Here is a 20,594-nt window from a genome sequence, read left to right as displayed (position 1 = left end):
TTGGACGTCCTAGGGCGAGAGGATCAGGGTCGCGAGCGGCGGCAATGTCAGCGTGAGCGAGGCCGGCTGTCCATGCGACGGGTCCGAGGCGGCCTCGACACCGCCGCTGTTCCCAACGCCGGAACCCCCGTAAACGTCGGCATCCGTGTTCAGGATTTCGCGCCAGCGGCCGGCCTGCGGCACGCCCAGCCGATAGCCGTGCCGCGGCACGGGGGTGAGGTTGCAGACCACGAGCACCGGCGCATCCCCGTCCCGCCCCAGGCGCAGATAGGCGAGCACGCTCTGCGCCGCATCGTCCATCACCACCCAGGCGAAGCCGGCGGGGTCGGCATCCCGTGCGTGGAGGGCCGGCAGGTTGCGATAGGCGCGGTTCAGGTCCCGCATCAGCGCCTGCACGCCCCGGTGCCCCGAATCGTCCAGCAGGTTCCACGGGATCTGGGCGTCGTGGTTCCACTCCGTGGGCTGCGCGATCTCGCCGCCCATGAAGAGCAGCTTCTTGCCGGGATGCGTCCACATGAAGCCGAAATAGGCGCGGAGGTTGGCGCGCTTCTGCCAGTCGTCGCCCGGCATCTTGCCGAGCAGCGATCCCTTCCCGTGCACCACCTCGTCATGGGAGAGCGGCAGCATGAACCGCTCGGAGAAGGCGTAGACGAGGCCGAAGGTGAGGCCGTGATGGTGCCAGCGGCGGTTGACAGGATCCTCCTGCATCGTGTGCAGGGTGTCGTGCATCCAGCCCATGTTCCACTTGTAGTGGAAGCCCAACCCGCCTTCCGACGTCGGGGCGCTCACGCCGGGCCAGGCGGTGCTCTCCTCCGCCACCATGATCGCGCCGGGGCAGCGGTCCCGCACGATGTCGTTCAATTCCCGCAGGAAGGCCACGGCCTCCAGGTTCTCCCGCCCGCCATAGCGGTTCGGCACCCATTCTCCCGCGTTGCGGGAGTAGTCGCGGTAGAGCATGGAGGCGACCGCGTCCACGCGCAGCCCGTCCACGTGGTAGTGCTCCAGCCAGTGCAGCGCGGAGGCGATGAGGAAGCCCCGCACCTCGTGCCGGCCGAAATTGTAGATGAGGGTGTTCCAGTCCTTGTGGAATCCCTCGCGCGGGTCCGCGTGCTCGTACAGCGCCGTGCCGTCGAAGCGGCCGAGGCCGTGCGCGTCGTTCGGGAAATGGGCGGGCACCCAGTCCAGGATGACGCCCACCCCGGCCTCGTGGCAGCGGTCCACGAAGCGGGAGAAGCCGGACGGCGTGCCGAAGCGCGCGGTCGGCGCGAAGAGGCCGAGCGGCTGATAGCCCCAGGAGCCGCCGAAGGGATGCTCCATGATCGGCAGCAACTCGATATGGGTGAAGCCCATGCCGGTGACATAGGGGATCAGCCGGTCCGCCAGCCCGTCCCAGTCCGGCGCGCGCCAGTCCGCGTCGCGCCACCAGGAACCGGGATGGACCTCGTAGATGGAGATCGGTGCGTCAGGCGCCTGGGCGGCGGCGCGGCGGGCCATCCAGGCCTCATCCGCCCAGCGATGCGGCTCCGGGTCGGGCACCACCGAGGAGGTATCGGGCGCCACGCGCGACGCGCCCGCCACCGGATCGGCCTTCAGCGGCAGGGTGGCGCCGTTCGCGTCCACGATCTCGTATTTGTAGCGCGTGCCGGGCGTCAGGCGCGGGATGAACAGTTCCCACACCCCGGCCTCCTGCCGAAGCCGCATCGGGTGGCGGCGGCCGTCCCAGGCATTGAAGTCGCCGACGACCGAGACGCGGCGCGCATTCGGCGCCCAGACGGCGAAGCGCACGCCCGCGACGCCGTCCACCGTCATGGCGTGGGCGCCGAAGACGCGCCCCATCTCCCGGTGCCGTCCCTCCGCGAAGAGGTGCAGGTCCAATTCCCCGAGCACCGGCCCGAACGAGTAGGGGTCCTCCGTCTCCTGCACCGCGCTGTCCCAGGTGATGCGGAGCGTGTAGGGGCCGGACGGTGCCGTTCCCTCGAACAGGCCGTTCCCGTGCACCTTCTCAAGCACGACCGGGGCGCCGTCCCGCGGCACCGCCTCCACCCCGCGCGCGCCCGGCTGGAAGGTGCGGAGGATGCCGTCATGCGCGCCCAGCACGGCGAAGGGATCGCCGTGCCGGCCCTCGAGGATCGCCTCGCTCATGCCGTCACCAGCCGGTCCGCGAGGGCCGCGAGGCCGCGCAGCGGGATAGGCAGCCAGGCCGGTCGGTTCGCGGCCTCGTAACGGATCTCATAGGCCGCCTTCTCCAGCAGGAAGAGATCTTGCAGCGCGTCCCGCGTCGCCGCCGGCGCCCAGGGCGTGGGGGAGGCCGCCTCCACCTCGCGATACGCCGCCTCGAAGGTCGCGCTCGCCTCCGTGCGGAAGCGCGCGAGCAGGGCGTCGCGCCGCTCGGCCGGAGCGGTGCTGAGCGCCGTCGCGGCCGCCGCCGCGGCATAGTCGAGGCTGCGCAGCAGGCCGGCCACGTCCCGCAGCGGGCTGCCCTTGGCGCGGCGCTCCTCCAGCGTGCGCGCGGGCTCGCCCTCGAAGTCCACGAGCACCGCATCACCCTGGGCCACCAGCACCTGCCCCAGGTGGAAGTCCCCGTGCACCCGCGTCATCAGCGCGCCATCCGCCGATTGCGCCAGCCGCTGCGCCACCGCCTTCAGCACCTCCCGGCGGGAGACGAGGGATTCGGCGAGCGCCGCATCCTCCGGCGAGAGGTCCTTCGCCCCCGCCAGCAGGTCGAGGGCGGGCTCGAGCTGGGCGATGGCGCCCTCCGCCCAGGCCGCGCGAGACGCCTCCCCCGCCACCTCCGGCGCGAAGGCCGGGTCGTCGGACGGGGCCGCGAGGGCCGCGTGCAGTTCCGCCAGGCGCCGGCCGAGGGCGGCGATGAAGGCGAGGTAGCCGGAGAGGGAATCCTCCGCGTCGCCCTCGGTCGGCTGGTCGGCCGCGCGGGCGAGCCAGTCGAGCGTCCAACCCCAGCCATCGCCCTGGTTGCGGACGAAGCCCTGCAGCAGCATCAGCGTGACGGGGGTGCCATCCTTGCCCGTCCGCACCGCCTCCCCCAGCAGGGGCGCGATGTTCTGGAAGCCGAGCGCGGTCAGGTGGCGGGTCATCTCCGCCTCCGGGTGGATGCCCGGCGCGAGCTTGCGCAGGACCTTCAGCACCACCTGCTCGCCGACGATAATGGAGGAGTTGGACTGCTCCGCGGAGAGGCGGCGGACCTCCGGCTCCTCGCCCAGGTCGAGCTCGGCCAGCCGCTCGGTCGCGCTGAAGCGGACCTCGCCATCCTCGGTCATCGCGCTCGTCCCGTCCCGCATCGCGCGCAAGGCGCGGTGGACGAAGCGGTCCGAGGCGAAGGCGTCCGTCAGATAGCCGACCTGCCGCCCCTGCCGGAGACGCGTGAGGGCAAGCTGGTAGGCGAGCGGCGAGGCGGTGTTGTCGTCCTCCACCACTGCGAGCGGCAGGGCGTAGCGCTCGGTCCGCCCGGGGAGCTGCGCCTCGACCTCCGCCAGCATCGTGTAGCGGCCACCCGGGATAGGCGCGAGGGCGCGGAGGCGAACCCCCTCCAGCGCCTCGCCCTTGGCGGCGAACCAGCGGCGCTTGGCGAGCCAGGCCGGCAGGACGTCGCGCTCGATTTCCCGCCGCTGCGTCTCCGCCAGCTCGGTGGCGCTGGCCGGGAAGACGAGCGTCCGTAGGTCGGGCAGCGGCTCCGGCGCCTTCACGTGCCAGGCGGGCAGCGCCTGCTCCGTGGCCAGCAGGAACCAGTAGAAGCCGTAGGGCTGGATCGTCAGGAGGTAGGTGAGCTGCCCGATGGCCGGGAAAGCGGTGCCGCCGAGCATCTCCACCGGCACCCGGCCGGCGAGCTGCGACAGGTCCAGCTCCACCGCCTGCGCGGCGCGGGACAGATTGAAGACGCAGAGGATCGTCTCGCCCTCATGCTCCCGCAGATAGGCGAGCACCTTGCGGTTGCCGGGATAGAGCAGCCGCATCGTGCCGCGCCCGAAGGCCTGGGACCGCTTGCGGGTCGCCAGCATCCGCCGCGTCCAGTTGAGCAGGGAATGCGCGTCGCGCGCCTGCGCCTCCACGTTCACGGCCTGGAAGCCGTAGAGCGCGTCCTGGATCGTCGGCAGCACGAGGCCGGCCGGATCGGCCTTGCTGAAGCCGCCGTTGCGGTCCGGCGACCACTGCATCGGCGTGCGCACACCGTCGCGGTCGCCGAGGTAGATGTTGTCACCCATGCCGATCTCGTCGCCGTAGTAGATCACCGGCGTGCCGGGCATCGACAGCAGCAGCCCGTTCATCAGCTCGATGCGGCGCCGGTCGCGCTCCAGCAGCGGTGCCAGGCGCCGGCGGATGCCGAGGTTGATGCGCGCCCGCCGGTCGGCGGCATAGGTGTTCCAGAGATAGTCCCGCTCCTTGTCGGTCACCATCTCGAGCGTCAGCTCGTCATGGTTCCGCAGGAAGATCGCCCACTGGCAGCCATCCGGGATGTCCGGCGTCTGGCGCAGGATGTCGGTGATCGGGAACCGGTCCTCCTGCGCGATGGCCATGTACATCCGCGGCATCAGCGGGAAGTGGAAGGCCATGTGGCATTCGTCGCCCTCCCCGAAGTACTGCTGCGTGTCCTCCGGCCACATGTTGGCCTCGGCGAGCAGCATGCGTCCGGGATGGCCGCGCTCCAGCTCCACACGAATCTGCTTCAGGATCTCGTGCGTCTCGGGCAGGTTCTCATTGTTCGTGCCGTCGCGCTCGATGAGATAGGGGACGGCGTCCAGGCGAAGGCCATCCACCCCGGCATCCAGCCAGAAGCGCATGACCTTCAGCACCTCGTCCATTACCTCGGGATTGTCGAAGTTCAGGTCGGGCTGGTGGGAGTAGAAGCGGTGCCAGAAATACTGCTCGGCCACCGGGTCCCAGGTCCAGTTGGACTTCTCGGTGTCCAGGAAGATGATGCGCGTGCCCTGGTAGATCTGGTCCGTATCGGACCAGACATAGAAGTTGCGCTCCGGGCTGCCCTTCGGCGCGTTCCGGGCGCGCTGGAACCAGGGGTGCTGGTCGCTGGTGTGGTTGATAACCAGCTCCGTGATCACGCGCAGGCCGCGGCGATGCGCCTCGGCGATGAAGCGCTGCGCATCCTCCAGCGTGCCGTAATCCGGGTGGACATCGGTGTACTTCGCGATGTCGTAGCCATCGTCCCGGCGCGGGCTGGGATAGAAGGGCAGCAGCCACAGCGTGTCCACGCCGAGCTCCGCGACGTAGTCGAGCTTCGCCATCAGGCCGGGAAAGTCCCCCACGCCGTCGTCGTTGGAATCGAAGAAGGACTTCACGTGCAGCTGGTAGATGACCGCGTCCCGGTACCACTGGGGATCGCGGCTCTCCACCTGCGGCGTCTCGGAAGCGGCGGGGCGGACGTCGTCAGGCATTCTTGCGTTCCCTCTCAGACCGGGCGGACGCGCCAGATGGCGAAGGGCTCGGCGGGATCCAGGCGCATGTGCTGCTTCTTGCCATGCCAGGCAAAGCGGTTGCCACGCATCAGATCCTCCACCTCCAGCCCTGCGTCATCAGGCAGGTTCCAGCGCCAGAGCGGCAATTCGAAGTCCGCGTCCTGTACCCGGCTCGGGTCCATGCTGACGGCGACGAGAACGACGTTCTGCCGGTCGGCCGTCGCTTTCTCGTAGAACAGAACGCTGTCGTTGTGGGCCGGCAGGAACGTCACGCCGAGATGGGAGTGCAGCGCCGGGTTGGCGCGGCGGATGGCATTCAGGCGGGTCACCTCGTCCACGATGTCACCGGGCCGGCGCGCCGGCCAGACGCGGATCTGGTATTTCTCGGAGTCCAGATACTCCTCCTTGCCCGGCAGGGGCGTCGCCTCGCAGAGCTCGAAGCCCTGGTAGACGCCCCACAGGCCGGACAGCGTCGCGGCCAGCGCCGCGCGCGAGAGGTGCATCGGCCGCCCGCCGGTCTGCAGGTGGCGCGGGTTGATGTCCGGCGTGTTGACGAAGAAGTGCGGCCGGAAGAAGTCCTTCGGCGCCGTCGTGGTCAGCTCCGTCAGGTACTCCGCCATCTCCGCCTTCGTCTCGCGCCAGGTGAAGTAGGTGTAGGACTGGCTGAACCCGGCCTTCGCGAGCCGGTACATCACCTTCGGGCGGGTGAAGGCCTCGGACAGGAACAGCACGTCGGGGTGCTCAGCGCGGATCTCACCGATCATCCACTCCCAGAAGGGCAGCGGCTTGGTGTGCGGGTTGTCCACTCGGAAGGTCTTCACCCCCTGCTCCACCCAGTAACGGATGGATTCGTACAGCGCGACCCAGAGCGACGGCTTCGCGCCCGCCGCGTAGAAGTCCACGTTGACGATGTCCTCGTACTTCTTCGGCGGATTCTCGGCGTATTTGATGGTCCCGTCTGGCCGCCAGTCGAACCACTCCGGGTGCTCCCTCAACCACGGATGGTCCGGGGAGCACTGGATGGCGAAGTCCATCGCCAGCTCCAGCCCGTGATCCGCGGCGGCGTCGCGCAGGCGATGGAAATCCTCCAGCGTGCCGAGCCTCGGGTGGAGCGCCTCATGCCCGCCATCCTCGGAGCCGATGGCATAGGGTGACCCCACGTCATCCGGCCCCGGCGTCAGCGTGTTGTTGCGCCCCTTCATGTTCTTCCGCCCGATCGGGTGGATGGGCGTGAAGTAGAGCACGTCAAAGCCCATCGCCTTCACGCGCGGCAACTGGCCGATGACGTCGTTGAAGGTGCCGTGCCGGTTCTCGTCGCCGGACTGGCTGCGCGGGAAGACCTCGTACCAGGACGCGAAGCGGGCCTGGATGCGCTCGGCGTCGATGGAGCCCGCGGGCTCCTGACGGAAGCGGTGCGGACGGGCATCGGCGGTGGCCATCAGCGCGGCCGTGGCGGGGGAGAGCAGCGTCTCCAGCCGCTCCGCCTCGCCCGCTTTCTCCAGCGCCTTCGCGATCTTCAGCAGGGCACCGCGTGCGCCGGTAGGGCGCGCCGCCGCCGCGGCCACCAGCCGCCGCCCCTCCTCCAGTTCCAGCGTGACCTTCACGCCGGCGGCATCCTTCTTCGTCAGCTCGTCGCGATAGCCGGCGAAGACGTCCAGCCACGCCTCCACGGCGAAGAGGTGCCGCCCCGGCCGGTCCAGCGGGAAGGCGGCGGTCCAGCGGTCATTGCCGAGCGGACGCATCCGCACCTCGCGCCACGCTTTCTCGTCGGCCGGGCGCCAGAGCAGGGCCACGCCGAAGGTCGCGTGGGTGTCGGCCACGATATCGGCCTCCACCGTGACCAGCTCGCCCACGATGCGCTTGGCCGGGAAGCGGCCGCCATCCACCAGCGGCGTCACCGCCTCGATGCCGATGCGGGGGATGGCGACGCCCTGGGCCGGCGTCAGGCGGGACTCGCGCCGGATCGCAGGGGTCCGGACGGCGGTCAGGACCTGCACGGCACCGGCCTCCAGGGCGAAGGGCTCGCCGGGCGTCAGCGCCTGCCCGGCCTCCGTGAAGAAGGGCCCCGGCGCCCCGCCGGCCGCGGGCAGAAGAGATTCGGGCGCGATCCGCACTGCCGCGTCCCCCGGATTGACCAGGACGAGCGCGGCCTCCGTCGCCACGCGGGCATCGGCGCCTGCGCGCAGCAGCGCCAGGACGGGGGTGCCGGGGCCGGTCAGGGTCCGCGCCTCCATCCCGGAGAAGGCGGCGAGCCGCTTCGTCAGCGCGACCGCATCACGGACCTCCGCGCTGAGGTCGTAGGCCGGACCGGCCCGCAGCGCCGCCCAGTCCTCCGCGCTCTCCTTGCCGCCCCCCGCGGGCCGCCGGGCACCGAACTCGAACCCCATCGGCACCAGCAGCGCGTCGCCCGTGGCGGCCGCCAGCCGAAGCGCCCGCAGGGCCCGCGCGGCGCGGGCAGCGGGATCTGCCACCTCGGCGCCCGCGCGCGGGCCGTGGGGGACCTCCGGGAAAGCCACCAGCGGCCCGCCCAGCGCCGCCCGTTCCTCCATCAGCCAGGCGTCCCGGCCGTTCCACCAGGCCGTGGAGGCGGTCAGCCAGCCGAAGCCGACGTCCCGTAGGGCGGCCGCCTCCGCCTGGGGCATTCCCACCGTCCAGGCGAGGAACTGCGCCCCCTCTGCCGCGCCGATGAGCCGGGACCAGGCCGGCAGGGGCACGCGGCCCGGCGCCACGGCGCGGAACCCGGCCACTCCCGCCACCCGCCAGGCGCGCAGACGCTCGGTCCACCAGGCCTGCGGTCCCTCGGCGCCCAGGTCCATCGCCGCCATGCCCAGGTCCGAGGGGTCGCGCCGCGGGTCGGGCAGCGGATCGGAGCCGGCACGGAACCAGCCGGGCTCGGCCGCCGGCAGGGGGCCTTCGGCCGAGACGCGGTCCGGCAGCAGGTCGAGCCAGAGCTCCAGCCCCGCCGCCTGGCAAGCCGCCGCGACGGCCGCGACCGCCGCCGTGCCGTCCGCCTCGATGGACAGGGCGGGGTGCGCCCGGTCGTGATCGGCCACGTCGAGGAGGTTTCCGCTCCGCCCCGGCAGCAGGGGCGGCGGCAGGCAGATGCCGGTGAAGCCGAGGCCGGCGATCCGTTCCAGCTCCCGCGCCCAAGCGGGGAGAGGCCCGAGCAGGGACGGGCTGAGATGATACAGGGCGAGCGGACGCATCGCGGGGGAACGGCGCTGTGCCTCCATGGTTCCGAACCTCTGCCCTGTTCCCGAGGAGTGCGTTGGATCGCAACCGCGGTGCGCCGGGCCAAGCACGCTGCGGCGCAACATGCCGTGAGCAGCCGGGAGGCATGGGCCAATAAACCGGTCCATTGATGGAGCCGCCCGGCCGTGGTGAAAGGCCGGGCCAGAGGAGGAAACACCGCCCATGACCAGGGGAACGACAGGGGGAAGCGGCCTCGGCCGCCGGGCCGCGCTAGGGCTGACGCTCGCCGCGCCCGTCATCGCCCGCGCGCAGGGGACCGCGCCGGACGGCCCGATCCGGCTGATCGTCCCCTATCCCCCGGGCGGCCCGGCCGACCTCTTCGCCCGGCTGATCGCCCGGCCCATGTCGGAGCGCCTGGGCCAGCCGGTCGTCGCGGACAACCGCACCGGCGCCAGCGGCATCCTGGGACTGGAAGCCATGGCCCGCGCCCGGCCGGACGGGCAGACCCTCTGCCTCACCTCGATCGGCGCGCTCGTGCTGCAGCCTTACACCGTCGCGCGCCTGCCCTATGACGTGGGGCGGGACGTCCTCGGCGTCGCGAACGCGGTGGGCGTCCAGCAGGTGCTGGCCGTGGGGCGGAAGCTGCCCGTCTCCTCGGTCGCGGAGCTGGTGGACCACGCGAAGCGCAACCCGGGGAAGGTGAGCTTCGGCTCCGCCGGCGTCGGCGGGCTGACGCACCTGGCCGGGGAGCTCTTCGGCCTGCGCGCGGGCATCGACATCACGCACGTGCCTTATCGCGGCGCCGCGCCCGCGGTGAACGACCTCGTCGCCGGGCAGCTCGACATGGTGACGCTGGACCTGCCGGGCGTGCTGCCGACGGTCGGGCAGAACGGCGTGCGTGCCCTCGCCGTGCTGACGCGGGAGCGCTCGGTCGCGCTGCCCGACGTGCCCACGATCGTGGAGGCCGGGCTGCCCGGCGCGGTCAACGAGAACTCCTACCCCCTCCTCGCCCCCGCCGGCACGCCGCCGGACCGGGTGGAGCGCATCCGCACGGCCCTGAACGCGGCGCTGGCGGAGGAATCCGTCCGGAAGACCCTGCTGGAGCAGGGTGCGGTGCCGCTGGGCGGCAGCGGCGAGGCGCTGGCGGAGATCGTGCGGCGCGAATCCGCGAAATGGGCCGAGGTGGTCCGCACCCTCGGGCGGGAGCGCTTCGAGTAGCGGCCGGCAGCGCGACGGGCGCGACAGAGGCCGGGGTCCTGCGACACGCGGATGCGACAGGACCCCGGCATGATCCCCTCATCAAAGGCGGCCGGACCGGGAGATCCCGAGGTCCCGCCGGCCACCGAGGAGATCGAGATGTCGCTGTTCAGCCGCTTGTCCGCCCGCAGCCTGGCCATCCTGGCCGCCGTCGGCGTCTCCGCCTGCGCCGTGGCGCCCGGGCCCTATGAGCAGCAGGCCGCTGCCGCGAGCCAGGCCTGCTACCAGGGCTACACGGACGCCTGCTACCAGGCCCAGGCCCTGCAGCCCGCCGCCGCCGCGGAGCGCAACCAGGCCCAGCAGAACGCCCAGGTCGGCACGGCCGTCGCGGCCGGGCTGATCGGCGCCGCCGCCGGGGCCGCCATCGTCAGCTCCAGCCGCCCCTACTACGGGCGTCCCTACTACGGCCGGGGCTACTACCGCCGCTGGTAAGCCCCAGCCCAGCGATCGCGGCCGCACCACCCCCTCCGGCCGCGTGGCGCTCCGCCACCCGTCACACTGGCCCTACTTCCCCCTCAGGCCAAACGGGTGGCGGACGCCTCTCATTTTCAATATGTTGGGCCGAAAGCCTCAACGCAGACGTGATCGAGCGCGATCCTCCACTTCGGCGTTTCCCATCGGTCGGAGCGAGTGAAATGCGCACAACGATTCTTCTGTCCGGGCTCGTGCTGCTGGGTGGCTGCTGGGAAAGTTCCCCGAGTCCCAGCGCGGCGGCCCCCGAGACCAATCACCGGACCGCCGCATCCGCCCGCATCCAGCAGGTGCAGGCCGCCGCGGAGGACCGCGTCCGCAGCCTCGGCCAGCAGGACCGCGATGGCCTGCGCTTCCGCGCCGTCCAGACCTACCGTCAGGCCGTGCCGGACACCTTCGCCGTCTGCGGGCAGGCGACGCTGTCCGGCAGCGCGGGCGCCTACATCCCCTTCGTCTCCGTCGTCTCCTCCGGCGATGGCGGCCTGCAGGTCGAGCAGCACGTGGCCCGCACGAACATCGAGGCGACGCGCGTCTATGCCGAGATGGTGGCCCGCTGCTTCGACGGCGGCGGCCCGGTCCCGCGTCCCGGCGGCCCGCCCGTGGCCATGCCGCCCCCGCCTCTTCCCTCAGGCCTCACGCCCGTCCCGGAGCCCGCGCCGGCCGATCCCTCGCAGGGTGCCGTGACGCTCGTCTCCGCCGCCGCCCCCTCGCCCACGCCCGCCGTCGCCACCCCGGCCCAGCGCTCCAGCGGGACGCTCGTGATGCGCCAGAACGGCAATGTCCGCTCCTCGCCGAATGGCGGCGGCGCCGTCCTGCGGGTCGCGCGGACCGGCAGCAACCTGCAGATCTTCGGCACGGCGCCCGGTGGCTGGTACCAGGTCGGCGAATCCGCGCCGGAGGGCTGGGTCCACGGAAGCCTCGCCTCGGTCCAGTAGGGCCGGGCTGGTCCCCCCTGCCGGATTCGAACCGGCACACCCCTGCGGGTGAGCGATTTTAAGTCGCCTGCGTCTACCGTTCCGCCAAGGGGGGCCGCGGTGATCTAACCGCGACCCGGGTCACCGTTCAACGCGCCCCGCTCAGGTCGTGATCGGCGTGGTCCCGGCCCCTGGATCGGCGGGCCAGGCAAACATCAGCTCGTGCTTGTTGTGCGCGCCGTGGAACAGCCGGCTGCCGGGGATGGCGGCGAAGGCGGCGGCGGTGTCGTGGTCGGTCGCGGCCTGGAACTTGATCGTCACCACGATGTTCCGCGCGGCGCCCGCCTCCATCCAGCGGCGCACGAGGCCCAGCAGCCGCGCCGGGTAGCAGATGACGTCGCTGAACAGCCAGTCCACCGGCTCCGGTGGCAGGCCGAAGGCGCTTTCCCGTCGCACGGCCACGTTGGGCAGGGCGGCGATGCGCGGCTCCATCTCCGCCTTGTCCACGGCCGTGACCCGCGCGCCCAGCCGGGCCAGCGCCCAGGTCCAGCCGCCCGGCGCGGCGCCGAGGTCCAGCGCCGTCTCGCCCGGACCGGGCCAGCGCCCGAGCCGCGTCAACGCCTCCCACAGCTTCAGGTAGGCACGGCTCGGCGGCCCTTCCCGGTCCTCCGCGAAGACCGGCGCGCCGTTGACGAAGGGGGACGACTTCGTCGGGCTCGCGAGCATCCGGTCCGACGACAGCAGCGTCCAGGCGCCGAGATGCGAGGCCGGCGCGGGCTGCGGAAAGATCAGCGGCTTCGGCCGCAGCGGCGGTAGCGCGTCCCGGATCAGCGCCGCGCGGCGATGATGCGCCACGTCCAGCAGGGACCAGTTGCGCTGGATCGCGCGCAGCGCGTCCGCCCCCGCGCGGATCGAGGGCACCGGGATCTCCCGCGGCGCGTCCCAGACGTCCAGCGCCCAAGGCGCGGCGTTCGGCGCGCCCGGCGCCGGATCGGGCGAGAGCGCCAGGGGGCCGTGCCAGCCGCCGATGCGGCGCCCGGCGCGGCGGAGATCCTCCGCCAGCTCGGCCTCGAACCCCTCGGCCGCGAGATAGGCAGCGCGGATCAAGGGGTGCGGTGCAGCAGGGCCGCGACGGCCAGCATCAGCCAGCCGAGCATCAGCAGCACTCCACCCGTCGGCGCGACGCCACCGAGGCTGCGGCCGGTCAGCGCCACCGACCAGACGGCCCCGCAGAACAGCGCCATGCCCGCCAAGAACAAGGCGGCCGCGGCGTGCAGCGGCCAGCCGCCCCAGCGATCCGCCAGGATGCCCGCGGCGATCAGCGCCAGCGCGTGCCAGCCCTGCTGGGTCAGGGCGCTGTCCACCATCCGCGTCCGCGAGGGCTCCAGCGCCAGCCCGTGCGCGGCCCAGGCGGAGAGTCCGACGGCCAGCAGGCCGGCCAACGCGCCGGCGGCGATCCAGAGACGGGACATGCGGGCCGTATAGAGGAAAGCGGCGGTGGCGCGATATCTCCCCGCCCCGGGTTTACGCCGGTGCCCAAAGCCTGTCCTCATGCCGCCTCCACGGAAGGGGATGGAACGTCGATGGTCGTGCTGGCCCAGCGTCTGCGGGAGGTCGCGCCCTCCGCCTCGGCAACCATGGCGGTGCGGGCGCGGGAGATGACGGCGGCCGGGCGCCGGATCATCGGCCTGTCCCAGGGCGAGCCCGACTTCCCCACCCCCGCCCACGCGATCGAGGCCGCGCACCGGGCCGCCCTGGCCGGCGACACGAAATACCCGCCCCAGGACGGCACCAAGGCGCTGAAGGACGCCGTGCGCCGCAAGTTCAAGCGGGACAACCGCCTGGACTACGAGCCCGGCGAGGTCATGGTCGCGAATGGTGGCAAGCAGATCATCTTCGACGCGATGATGGCGACCCTGAACCCGGGGGACGAGGTGGTGCTGCCGCGCCCCTCCTGGATCTCCTACGCCGACATCGTTAAGCTGGCCGGCGGCGTGCCGACCTGGGCGGACTGCCCCTCCAACGCCGGCTTCAAGCTGCGGCCGGAGGCGCTGGAAGCCGCCATCACCGCGCGCACCCGCTGGGTCTTCCTGAACTTCCCGAACAACCCCACCGGCGCCGCCTGCTCCCGCGCGGAGATGGCCGCGCTGGCGGAGGTGCTGCTGCGCCACCCCGACGTGATGGTGCTCTGCGATGACATGTACGAGCACTTCACCTATGACGGTTTCGAGTTCTGCACGATCGCCGAGGTGGAGCCACGGCTGCGCGACCGCGTGCTGACGGTGAACGGCGTGTCCAAGACCTACGCTATGACGGGCTGGCGCGTCGGCTTCTGCGGTGGGCCGAAGGATCTGATCAAGGGCATGTCGAACGTGCAGGGGCAGGCGGTGGTGGGCGTGTCCACCATCTCCCAGGCCGCGGCCACCGCCGCGCTGGAGGGGCCGCAGGACCTCATCGCGGAGCGCGCCGCCATCTACCGGGAGCGCCGCGACCTGGTGGTGGAGGCGCTGAACGCCGCCCCCGGCATCCGCTGCCACAAGCCGGAGGGTGCCTTCTACGTCTTCCCCGACATCGCCGGCTGCATCGGGCGCACCACCCGCGGCGGACGAGTGATCGGCACGGACGCGGATTTCGTCATGGCCCTGCTGGAGGAGGCCGAGGTCGCCGCGGTCCACGGCGCGGCCTATGGCATGAGCCCGCATGTCCGCTTCTCCTACGCGACCGACACGGAGAGCCTGCGCGAGGGCATGGCGCGGGTTCAGGACTTCTGCCAGGGGCTCCGCTGACATGATGACGACGATCCGCCGGGGCCTGGCCGCCGTTCTCCTGCTGTTGCCCGTCGCCGCGGCGGCGCAGACGGTGCCGCCTGGGCCGACGCTGACGGCCATCCGCGCCAAGGGCGTGCTGGATTGCGGCGCCAACACGGGCGTCGCGGGATTCGGCGCACCCGACAGCCGCGGCATCCACCAGGGTCTGGACCCCGACATATGCCGGGCCATCACCGCCGCCATCTTCGGCGATCCCGGCCGCATCCGCTTCACCGCGCTGACCAGCCAGACCCGCATCCCCGCGCTGCAGTCCGGGCAGGTGGACGTGGTGGCGCGCACCTTCACCTGGACGATGTCGCGGGAGGTCTCGGCCGGGCTGCAATTCGGCCCGACCGTCTTCTACGACGGGCAGGGCTTCATCGTGCACCGCTCCGCGAACATCCAGCGGGCGACGCAGCTGAACGGCGGCACGGTCTGCGTCTCCGCCGGCTCCACCAACGAGCTGAACCTGGCGGACTGGGCGCGGATCAACAACATCACCGTCCAGCCGCTCGTCTTCGACCAGAACGAGGATGCGCGCCGGGCCTATGAATCCAATCGCTGCGACAGCTACTCGCTGGATGCCAGCCAGCTCGCGGCCTACCGCTCCTCCCTGCACAACCCGCAGGACCACGTCATCCTGCCGGACGTGATCAGCAAGGAGCCGCTGACCATCGCCATCCGCAAGGGCGACCAGCAGTGGTACGATATCATGCGCTGGACCGTGTACGCCCTGATCCTGGCGGAGGAGCTGGGCGTCACTCAGGCGAACGCGGAGGAGATGCTGAACAGCGGGAACCCGGATGTCCGACGCCTCCTGGGCGTGTCCGGCGATTTCGGCCCGTCCCTCAGCCTCGACCGCCGCTGGGCCTACAACGCGATCCGCGCCGTCGGCAATTACGGCGAGATCTTTGAGCGCCACATCGGCCGCAACACACCGATCGGGCTGGAGCGCGGACTGAATAATCTGTGGAACCGCGGTGGGCTGCTCTACGCGCCGCCCATCCGGTAGCGGCGCCCAGCGGGAGGAACAACATGACCGAAGCGGCAGAAGACCGCTTCCTGATCGCGGGCGGCGGGATCGGGGGCCTCTCCGCCGCCCTCGCCATCGCACGGACCGGGCGGCCGGTGACGGTGCTGGAGAAGTCGCCGTCGCTGGGCGAGATCGGCGCCGGCATCCAGCTCGGCCCCAACGCCTTCCGCTGCTTCGACGCGCTCGGCGTCGGGGATGCCGCGCGGGCCATCGCCATCCAGGTGGACCAGCTCCGGCTGATGGATGCGCTGAGCGGCCTGGAGATCTGCCACATCGACCTCGGCGACGCCTTCCGTGCGCGCTTCGGAAACCCCTATGCGGTGATCCACCGCGGCGACCTGCACGCGATCCTGCTGCGCGCCTGCCAGGCCGATCCGCACATCACCCTCCGCACCTCCGCCGGCGTGACGGGCTACGAGCAGGACGGCGCGACCGCGACCGCCCTCCTCCCCGGCGGGGAGCGCGTGACGGCCGCGGCGCTGATCGGCGCGGACGGCCTCTGGAGCAAGGTGCGCGCGCAGCTCGTGGCCGATGGGCCGCCCCGCGTCTCCGGACACACCACCTACCGCAGCGTCATCCCGACGGAGCGGATGCCCGAGGACCTGCGCTGGAACGCCGCCACCCTCTGGGCCGGGCCGAAGTGCCACATCGTCCACTACCCCCTGTCGGACTGGCGCGCCTTCAACCTTGTCGTCACCTACCACAACCACGCGCCGGAGCCGGTTGCCGGCGCGCCCGCGACGCAGGAGGAGGTGATGCGCGGCTTCACCCACGTCCACCCGCGCGCGCAGGAGATCATCCGCCGCGGCCAGGACTGGAAGCTCTGGGTGCTCTGCGACCGCGACCCGGTGGAGACGTGGGTGGAGGGGCGCGTGACGATCCTCGGCGACGCCGCGCATCCCACGCTGCAATACCTCGCCCAGGGCGCCTGCATGGCCATGGAGGATGCGGTGTCGCTCGGCGAGGCGGTGGCAGCCCATCCCGGTCACGTGGAATCCGCGCTCGCTGCCTATCGTGATGCGCGCGTGCTGCGGACGGCACGGCTGATCCTGCAATCGCGGGAAGTCGGCGACCACATCTACCACCCGGAAGGCGCGCACGCCGCGCTCCGCAACGCCATCATGGGCGCGAAGACGCAGGAGCAGTGGCGGGACACGGTGGACTGGCTTTATGGCGAGGGCTGGCGGTCGCAGCGGCTCGGCACGTCGCAGTAAGTTTGGGGGAGTGGCTCAGGCAGCGCCTTCGCCCCCCAAACTCCCTCCTCCTTCTACCAGGCCGCCGCGGAATGCGGATACGGAAGCGCCACAACGTCCACCGTCCGCGGCAGCCTGACAAAAATAGAGGGGGGGTGCGGGGGGATACCTCCCCCCGGCCTTGCTACGCCTCGAACGCCTCTCCGATCAACGGCACCCGCACGCGCCCGGCCGCGTCGCCCATCTCCTTCAGGAACGCGTCCGGCGTCTGCACCAGGGGCGGGAAGGTCGCGAAGTGGCACGGCAGCACGACCGGCACGTCCGGCAGGAAGCGCCGCACGGCCAGCGCCGCCGTGCGCGGCCCCATGGTGAAGCGGTCGCCCATCGGCACCATCACCACCTTCGGCCGGTAGATCTCCCCGATCAGCGCCATGTCGGAGAAGATGTCGGTGTCGCCCATGTGGTAGACCACCGCCTCCCCCGCCGCCCTCGGCGTGATCACCGCCCCGTTGCACGGGCCGAGGTTGTGCAGCACCCCGTTCCCGTCCATCTCCGAGGAGGAGTGGAAGGCGACCGTCAGGCTGACGGTGAACTCGCCCTGATCGGTCGTGCCGCCCGTGTTCATCGGGTCGGTCTTCGCCACGCCCTTGCGGCCGAGGTACTGGCACAGCTCGAAGCTCGTCACGATCTTCGCGCCGGTGCGGCCGGCGATCGCCACGGTGTCGCCAACATGGTCGCCGTGGCCGTGGGTCAGCACGATGTGGGTGGCGCCCGAAGTCGCCGCCTCCACGTCGCCCTTGAAGGTGCCGTTGCCCGTCAGGAAGGGGTCGATCAGCACCACCGCGCCGCCGAACTCCAGCCGGTAGGCCGAGTGACCGAACCAGGTGATCCGCATGTCCTGCTCCTCGCGATGCCCTGCCGGATTCCTCTACCCAAGGCCGGGCGGCGCGGCCACCCGGCGCGGGGCGGTCATGCCGCCTGCCGCGTCCGTCCGCGGCGGCGCAGGCGGTTCAGCCGGGCCAGCAGCTCCCAGCCCGCGTGGATCGCGGCCTCCGGGTCGGCGCTCGGGCGGGGCAGGATGACGCGGCCGTTCCTCGCCTCCAGGGGCGGCTCCACCTCGGGCGGGTTCCCCGCGAAATCGGCGGCCGAGGCCTTCGGGCCGACCTCCAGACGCAGGATACCGAGCCGCGCGGCCCGCGCGCGCAGGCGGGCCACGTCCAGCCAGGCCAGCACCTCCGGCGGCGGCGGGCCAAAGCGGTCCGCGACCTCCGCCGACAGGTCCTCCAGCGCCGCCGCCTCCCCGCGGCGGAGCAGGCTGATGGCGCGGGCGTGCAGCTCCACCCGCAGCGCCTCGTCGGGCACGTATTCGGCGGGGATGCTCGCGGGCACGGGCAGGGTGATGGCGGGCAGGCGCTCCTCGCGCCGGGACTCGCCGCGCGCGGCGCGCAGCGCCTCCTCCAGCAGGTGCTGGTAGAGGTCCAGCCCGATCAGGCGCACATGTCCCGCCTGCTCCTCCCCCAGCAGGTCGCCGGCCCCGCGCAGGTCCAGGTCGCGCGCCGCGATGGCGAAGCCCGCCCCCACCCGGTCCATGGCCTCAAGGGTCCGCAGGCGTTTCATCGCGCCCTCGGCCGGCGGATCGTCGGGGTCAGTCAGCAGCCAGATCGCGCCGCGCACCCCGCCGCGTCCCACCCGCCCGCGCAGCTGGTGCAGCTGCGACAGGCCGAAGCGGTCGGGATGCCAGACGAGCATCGTATTCGCCCGCGGCACGTCCAGCCCGCTCTCGATGATGGAGGTGGAGAGCAGCACGTCGGCGCCGCCCTCGGCGAAGGCGATCATCGCGTCGTCCGCCTCCTGCGCCGGCATCTCGCCGTGGACCTCGATCACCCGCAGGCGCGGGCCGGCGCGGCGCAGGCGCTCGCGCATCGGCGCCATGTCCTCGATCCGCGGCACGACGACGAAGGACTGGCCGCCCCGGCGCCGCTCCCGTAGCAGGGCGGTGCCCAGCAGCGCGTCGTCCAGCGGCGCGATCCCCGTGCGGATCGGCTGCCGCCGCGCCGGCGGCGTCGCGATGACCGACAGGTCCTGCATCCCGACGAGCGCGGCCTGCAGCGTGCGCGGGATCGGCGTGGCCGTCAGGGTCAGCAGGTGCACACCCTCCGCCAGGTTGCGCAGCGCCGTCTTCTGGCGCGCGCCGAAGCGCTGCTCCTCGTCCACGACGACGAGGCCGAGCTTCTGGAACCGCACGGTCTTCGAGAGGAGGGCGTGGGTGCCGACCACCACCCGCACCGATCCGTCCGCCAGCCCCGCGCGGACCCGCCGCGCCTCGGCCGCGGACGTCAGGCGCGACAGGCCTTCCACCACCACGTCGAACCCCGCGAACCGGCGCCGGAAGGTATCGAGATGCTGGCGCGCGAGCACGGTGGTGGGCGCCAGCACCGCGACCTGCGCCCCGGCCAGGGCCGCCGCCGCCGCGGCGCGCAGCGCCACCTCCGTCTTGCCGTAGCCGACATCGCCGCAGACCAGCCGGTCCATCGGTCGCCCGCTCGCGAGATCGGCCAGGGCATCGTCCGCGGCCGCCTGCTGGTCGGGCGTGGCCGTGAAGGGGAAGCCCGCCACGAAGCGGGCCATCGCCCGCCCGGGTGGCCGCAGCACCGGCGCCCGCCGTTGGTCCCGCTCCGCCGCCAGCCCGAGCATGGCGCGGGCCGTCTCCTCCAGCGCGGTCTCCACGCCGGCGCGGCGCTTCGCCCAGGACTCGCCGCCGGCGCGATCCAGCGTGACCTCCTCCGCCTCCGCGCCGTAGCGCCAGACCCGGTCCATCTCCTCTGCCGGCACGAGGCGCATGGCGCCCGCCGCGAACTCCAGGCGCAGGCAGTCCTGGGCGGGCGCGGCCGGGGCGCCGGGGGCGGCGGGGGCCTCCACCCGCTCGATCCCGCGCAGCGCGGCCAGGCCGTGGTCCAGGTGGATCACGGCATCGCCCGGCCGCATCACGGCCTCGCCGAAGGCGACGCCGCGCAGCCGGTCGCGGCCGGCCGGCCGGGGCGGCAGCACCTCCGCCGCGGCGATCACCGTCGCATCCGGCGTCGCGAAGCCGGTCAGCAGGGGCGCGCGGATCCAGGCCACCGTCCCTGGTGGCAGATCCCGGAAGGCGAGCCAGCCCGGCACCTCCTGCGGCGCCGCCCCCCGGTGTCGTCGCAGAAGGCGGATCAGCGCCGCGGCCCGCCCCCCCGCGCCGGCCAGGGCGACCCGCTGCCCTGCCGCACACCGGGCATCGACCAGCTCGAGGAAGGCCTCCTCCGGGTCGTCCTCCTCCACGGGCCGGGGCGTCTCCGCCTCCTCCGGCGCGGTCGCCTCGATGACCTGTCGGCCGCGCAGCGCCGCCTTCCAGGCCGCCGCGTCGAGGTAGAGGCCGGTCGGCTCGACCAGCGGCGGCGCGTCCTCATCCGCCGTGCCGAGGGCGATGCGCAGTCGGAAGGCATCCGCGATCTCGGTCGCCCGCCGCTGCCGCGCCTCCGTCACCTCCGGCTCCAGGACCAGCGCGGCCTCGGGGAGAAGTTCGAAGACCGAGACCAGGCGCGGGATCACTGCGGGAAGAGCGTGCTCGATCCCCGCGGCGCGGGGCACCGTCGCCTCCTCGCCCGGCACGTATTCGGAGGCGGGCGGGAGCGTGACGAACTCCACCTCCGCCTCGCTCCGCTGGGTGAGCGGGTCGTAGCGGCGGATCGCGACGATGCGGCCGTCCTGCCACTCCAGGCGATGCGGGGCGGCCGACTCCAGCGCGGGGAAGATGTCGAGCACCTCGCCGCGAAGGGCGAACTCGCCCGGCTCGTCCGCGACGCCGTCGGCATCCGCATAGCCCAACCGCAGCAGCTCGCGCCCGGCCGCTTCCGCGTCCAGCGCGTCGCCGCAGCGCCAGACCAGCGGCACCGCCTCCGCCGGATCGGGCAGGCGCTGCCCGGCCGCCTCCACCGACGCGATCAGCAGCCGCGGCCCGCTCTCCGTGGCCAGGCGGTGCAGCGCCTCCATCCGCGCGCCCATGACGGCGGCGCCCGGCGAGACGCGGTCATAGGGCAGGCAGTCCCAGGCCGGCAGGTGGATGACCGCGACCCCCTCGCCCAGCGCCTGCGCGGCCGCCGCGAGGCGGGCAGCCCGCGCGGGGCTGCGCGCCACATGAATCACCCCGCCCGCGCTCTCCGCCGCACACTCGATCAGGCGTGCCGCGAGCAGCGCTTCCGGCTCCGTTTCCAAGCTGTCATTCCCCCGAACCGCCGCACCGAGGCGGTCCAGAGGAACGCGGCCGACGC

13 protein-coding genes and 1 tRNA gene are annotated in these 20,594 nt (G+C 72.5%); 6 read left to right on the top strand and 8 right to left on the bottom strand.

Translation table 11 applies throughout. The features are described 5' to 3' along the window. Positions 1-9: 9 nt before the first annotated feature. The 3 genes from glgB to ACP6CK_RS23960 are packed head-to-tail and all read right to left on the bottom strand — an operon-like array spanning position 10 to position 8,659. Entirely contained in the window at positions 10-2,142 is a 2,133-nt protein-coding gene (gene glgB / locus ACP6CK_RS23970) for a 1,4-alpha-glucan branching protein GlgB (protein WP_426955843.1), read from the bottom strand. Next, positions 2,139-5,405, bottom strand: a complete 3,267-nt coding sequence (treS, locus tag ACP6CK_RS23965; protein WP_426955842.1) for a maltose alpha-D-glucosyltransferase — start codon at positions 5,403-5,405, stop codon at positions 2,139-2,141. The genes glgB and treS overlap by 4 nt, the downstream gene beginning before the upstream one ends. A gap of 14 nt (positions 5,406-5,419) precedes the next feature. Further along, positions 5,420-8,659, bottom strand: a complete 3,240-nt coding sequence (locus ACP6CK_RS23960; protein ID WP_426955841.1) for an alpha-1,4-glucan--maltose-1-phosphate maltosyltransferase — start codon at positions 8,657-8,659, stop codon at positions 5,420-5,422. Between the two features lie 181 nt (positions 8,660-8,840). On the opposite strand from ACP6CK_RS23960, the gene ACP6CK_RS23955 reads away from it, so the two are divergent. From ACP6CK_RS23955 to ACP6CK_RS23945, 3 genes are all read left to right on the top strand, one after another. Next, the gene (locus ACP6CK_RS23955) at positions 8,841-9,836 is read left to right on the top strand and encodes a Bug family tripartite tricarboxylate transporter substrate binding protein (protein ID WP_426955840.1); all 996 of its coding nucleotides are present in this window, start codon (positions 8,841-8,843) and stop codon (positions 9,834-9,836) included. 69 nt (positions 9,837-9,905) lie between these two features. Beyond that, positions 9,906-10,307 (top strand): hypothetical protein, encoded by a 402-nt coding sequence (locus tag ACP6CK_RS23950; protein ID WP_426955839.1) that lies wholly within the window; start codon positions 9,906-9,908, stop codon positions 10,305-10,307. 203 nt (positions 10,308-10,510) lie between these two features. Beyond that, entirely contained in the window at positions 10,511-11,281 is a 771-nt protein-coding gene (locus ACP6CK_RS23945) for an SH3 domain-containing protein (protein ID WP_426955838.1), read from the top strand. A gap of 8 nt (positions 11,282-11,289) precedes the next feature. Here the strand turns inward: ACP6CK_RS23945 and ACP6CK_RS23940 are convergent. From ACP6CK_RS23940 to ACP6CK_RS23930, 3 genes are all read right to left on the bottom strand, one after another. Continuing rightward, positions 11,290-11,375: transfer RNA gene (locus ACP6CK_RS23940), tRNA-Leu, on the bottom strand. Positions 11,376-11,422: 47 nt separating this feature from the next. Next, a complete protein-coding gene (locus ACP6CK_RS23935) occupies positions 11,423-12,367 on the bottom strand; it encodes an SAM-dependent methyltransferase (RefSeq protein WP_426955837.1) in 945 nt (314 codons plus the stop codon). Further along, positions 12,364-12,732, bottom strand: coding sequence for a DUF423 domain-containing protein (locus ACP6CK_RS23930; protein WP_426955836.1), 369 nt, complete (start codon positions 12,730-12,732; stop codon positions 12,364-12,366). Before ACP6CK_RS23930 ends, ACP6CK_RS23935 begins: the two co-directional genes overlap by 4 nt. A gap of 111 nt (positions 12,733-12,843) precedes the next feature. Between ACP6CK_RS23930 and ACP6CK_RS23925 the strand changes: the two genes are divergently transcribed. From ACP6CK_RS23925 to ACP6CK_RS23915, 3 genes are read left to right on the top strand one after another with little or no spacing between them, the layout of a single operon-like run. Continuing rightward, positions 12,844-14,046: a pyridoxal phosphate-dependent aminotransferase gene (locus ACP6CK_RS23925; RefSeq protein WP_426955835.1), complete on the top strand. Its 1,203-nt coding sequence runs from the start codon at positions 12,844-12,846 to the stop codon at positions 14,044-14,046. A gap of 1 nt (position 14,047) precedes the next feature. Further along, positions 14,048-15,079 carry an amino acid ABC transporter substrate-binding protein gene (locus ACP6CK_RS23920; protein WP_426955834.1) on the top strand — a complete coding sequence of 344 codons (1,032 nt, stop codon included), beginning with the start codon at positions 14,048-14,050 and terminating at the stop codon, positions 15,077-15,079. A 23-nt stretch (positions 15,080-15,102) separates the two neighbouring features. Beyond that, a complete protein-coding gene (locus ACP6CK_RS23915) occupies positions 15,103-16,314 on the top strand; it encodes a 3-hydroxybenzoate 6-monooxygenase (RefSeq protein WP_426955833.1) in 1,212 nt (403 codons plus the stop codon). A 163-nt stretch (positions 16,315-16,477) separates the two neighbouring features. Here ACP6CK_RS23915 and ACP6CK_RS23910 read toward each other — a convergent pair whose 3' ends face one another. Together ACP6CK_RS23910 and ACP6CK_RS23905 are read right to left on the bottom strand one after the other, a co-directional pair. Then, positions 16,478-17,188 carry a metal-dependent hydrolase gene (locus tag ACP6CK_RS23910; RefSeq protein WP_426955832.1) on the bottom strand — a complete coding sequence of 237 codons (711 nt, stop codon included), beginning with the start codon at positions 17,186-17,188 and terminating at the stop codon, positions 16,478-16,480. A gap of 74 nt (positions 17,189-17,262) precedes the next feature. Further along, entirely contained in the window at positions 17,263-20,538 is a 3,276-nt protein-coding gene (locus ACP6CK_RS23905) for a DEAD/DEAH box helicase (RefSeq protein ID WP_426955831.1), read from the bottom strand. Positions 20,539-20,594: the final 56 nt, after the last annotated feature.

It is taken from the genome of Muricoccus radiodurans (genome assembly GCF_050154705.1).
GTDB lineage: Bacteria > Pseudomonadota > Alphaproteobacteria > Acetobacterales > Acetobacteraceae > Roseomonas > Roseomonas radiodurans.
Note: the sequence above shows the minus strand (reverse complement) of the source record. Positions and strands in the feature narration are given on the sequence as shown.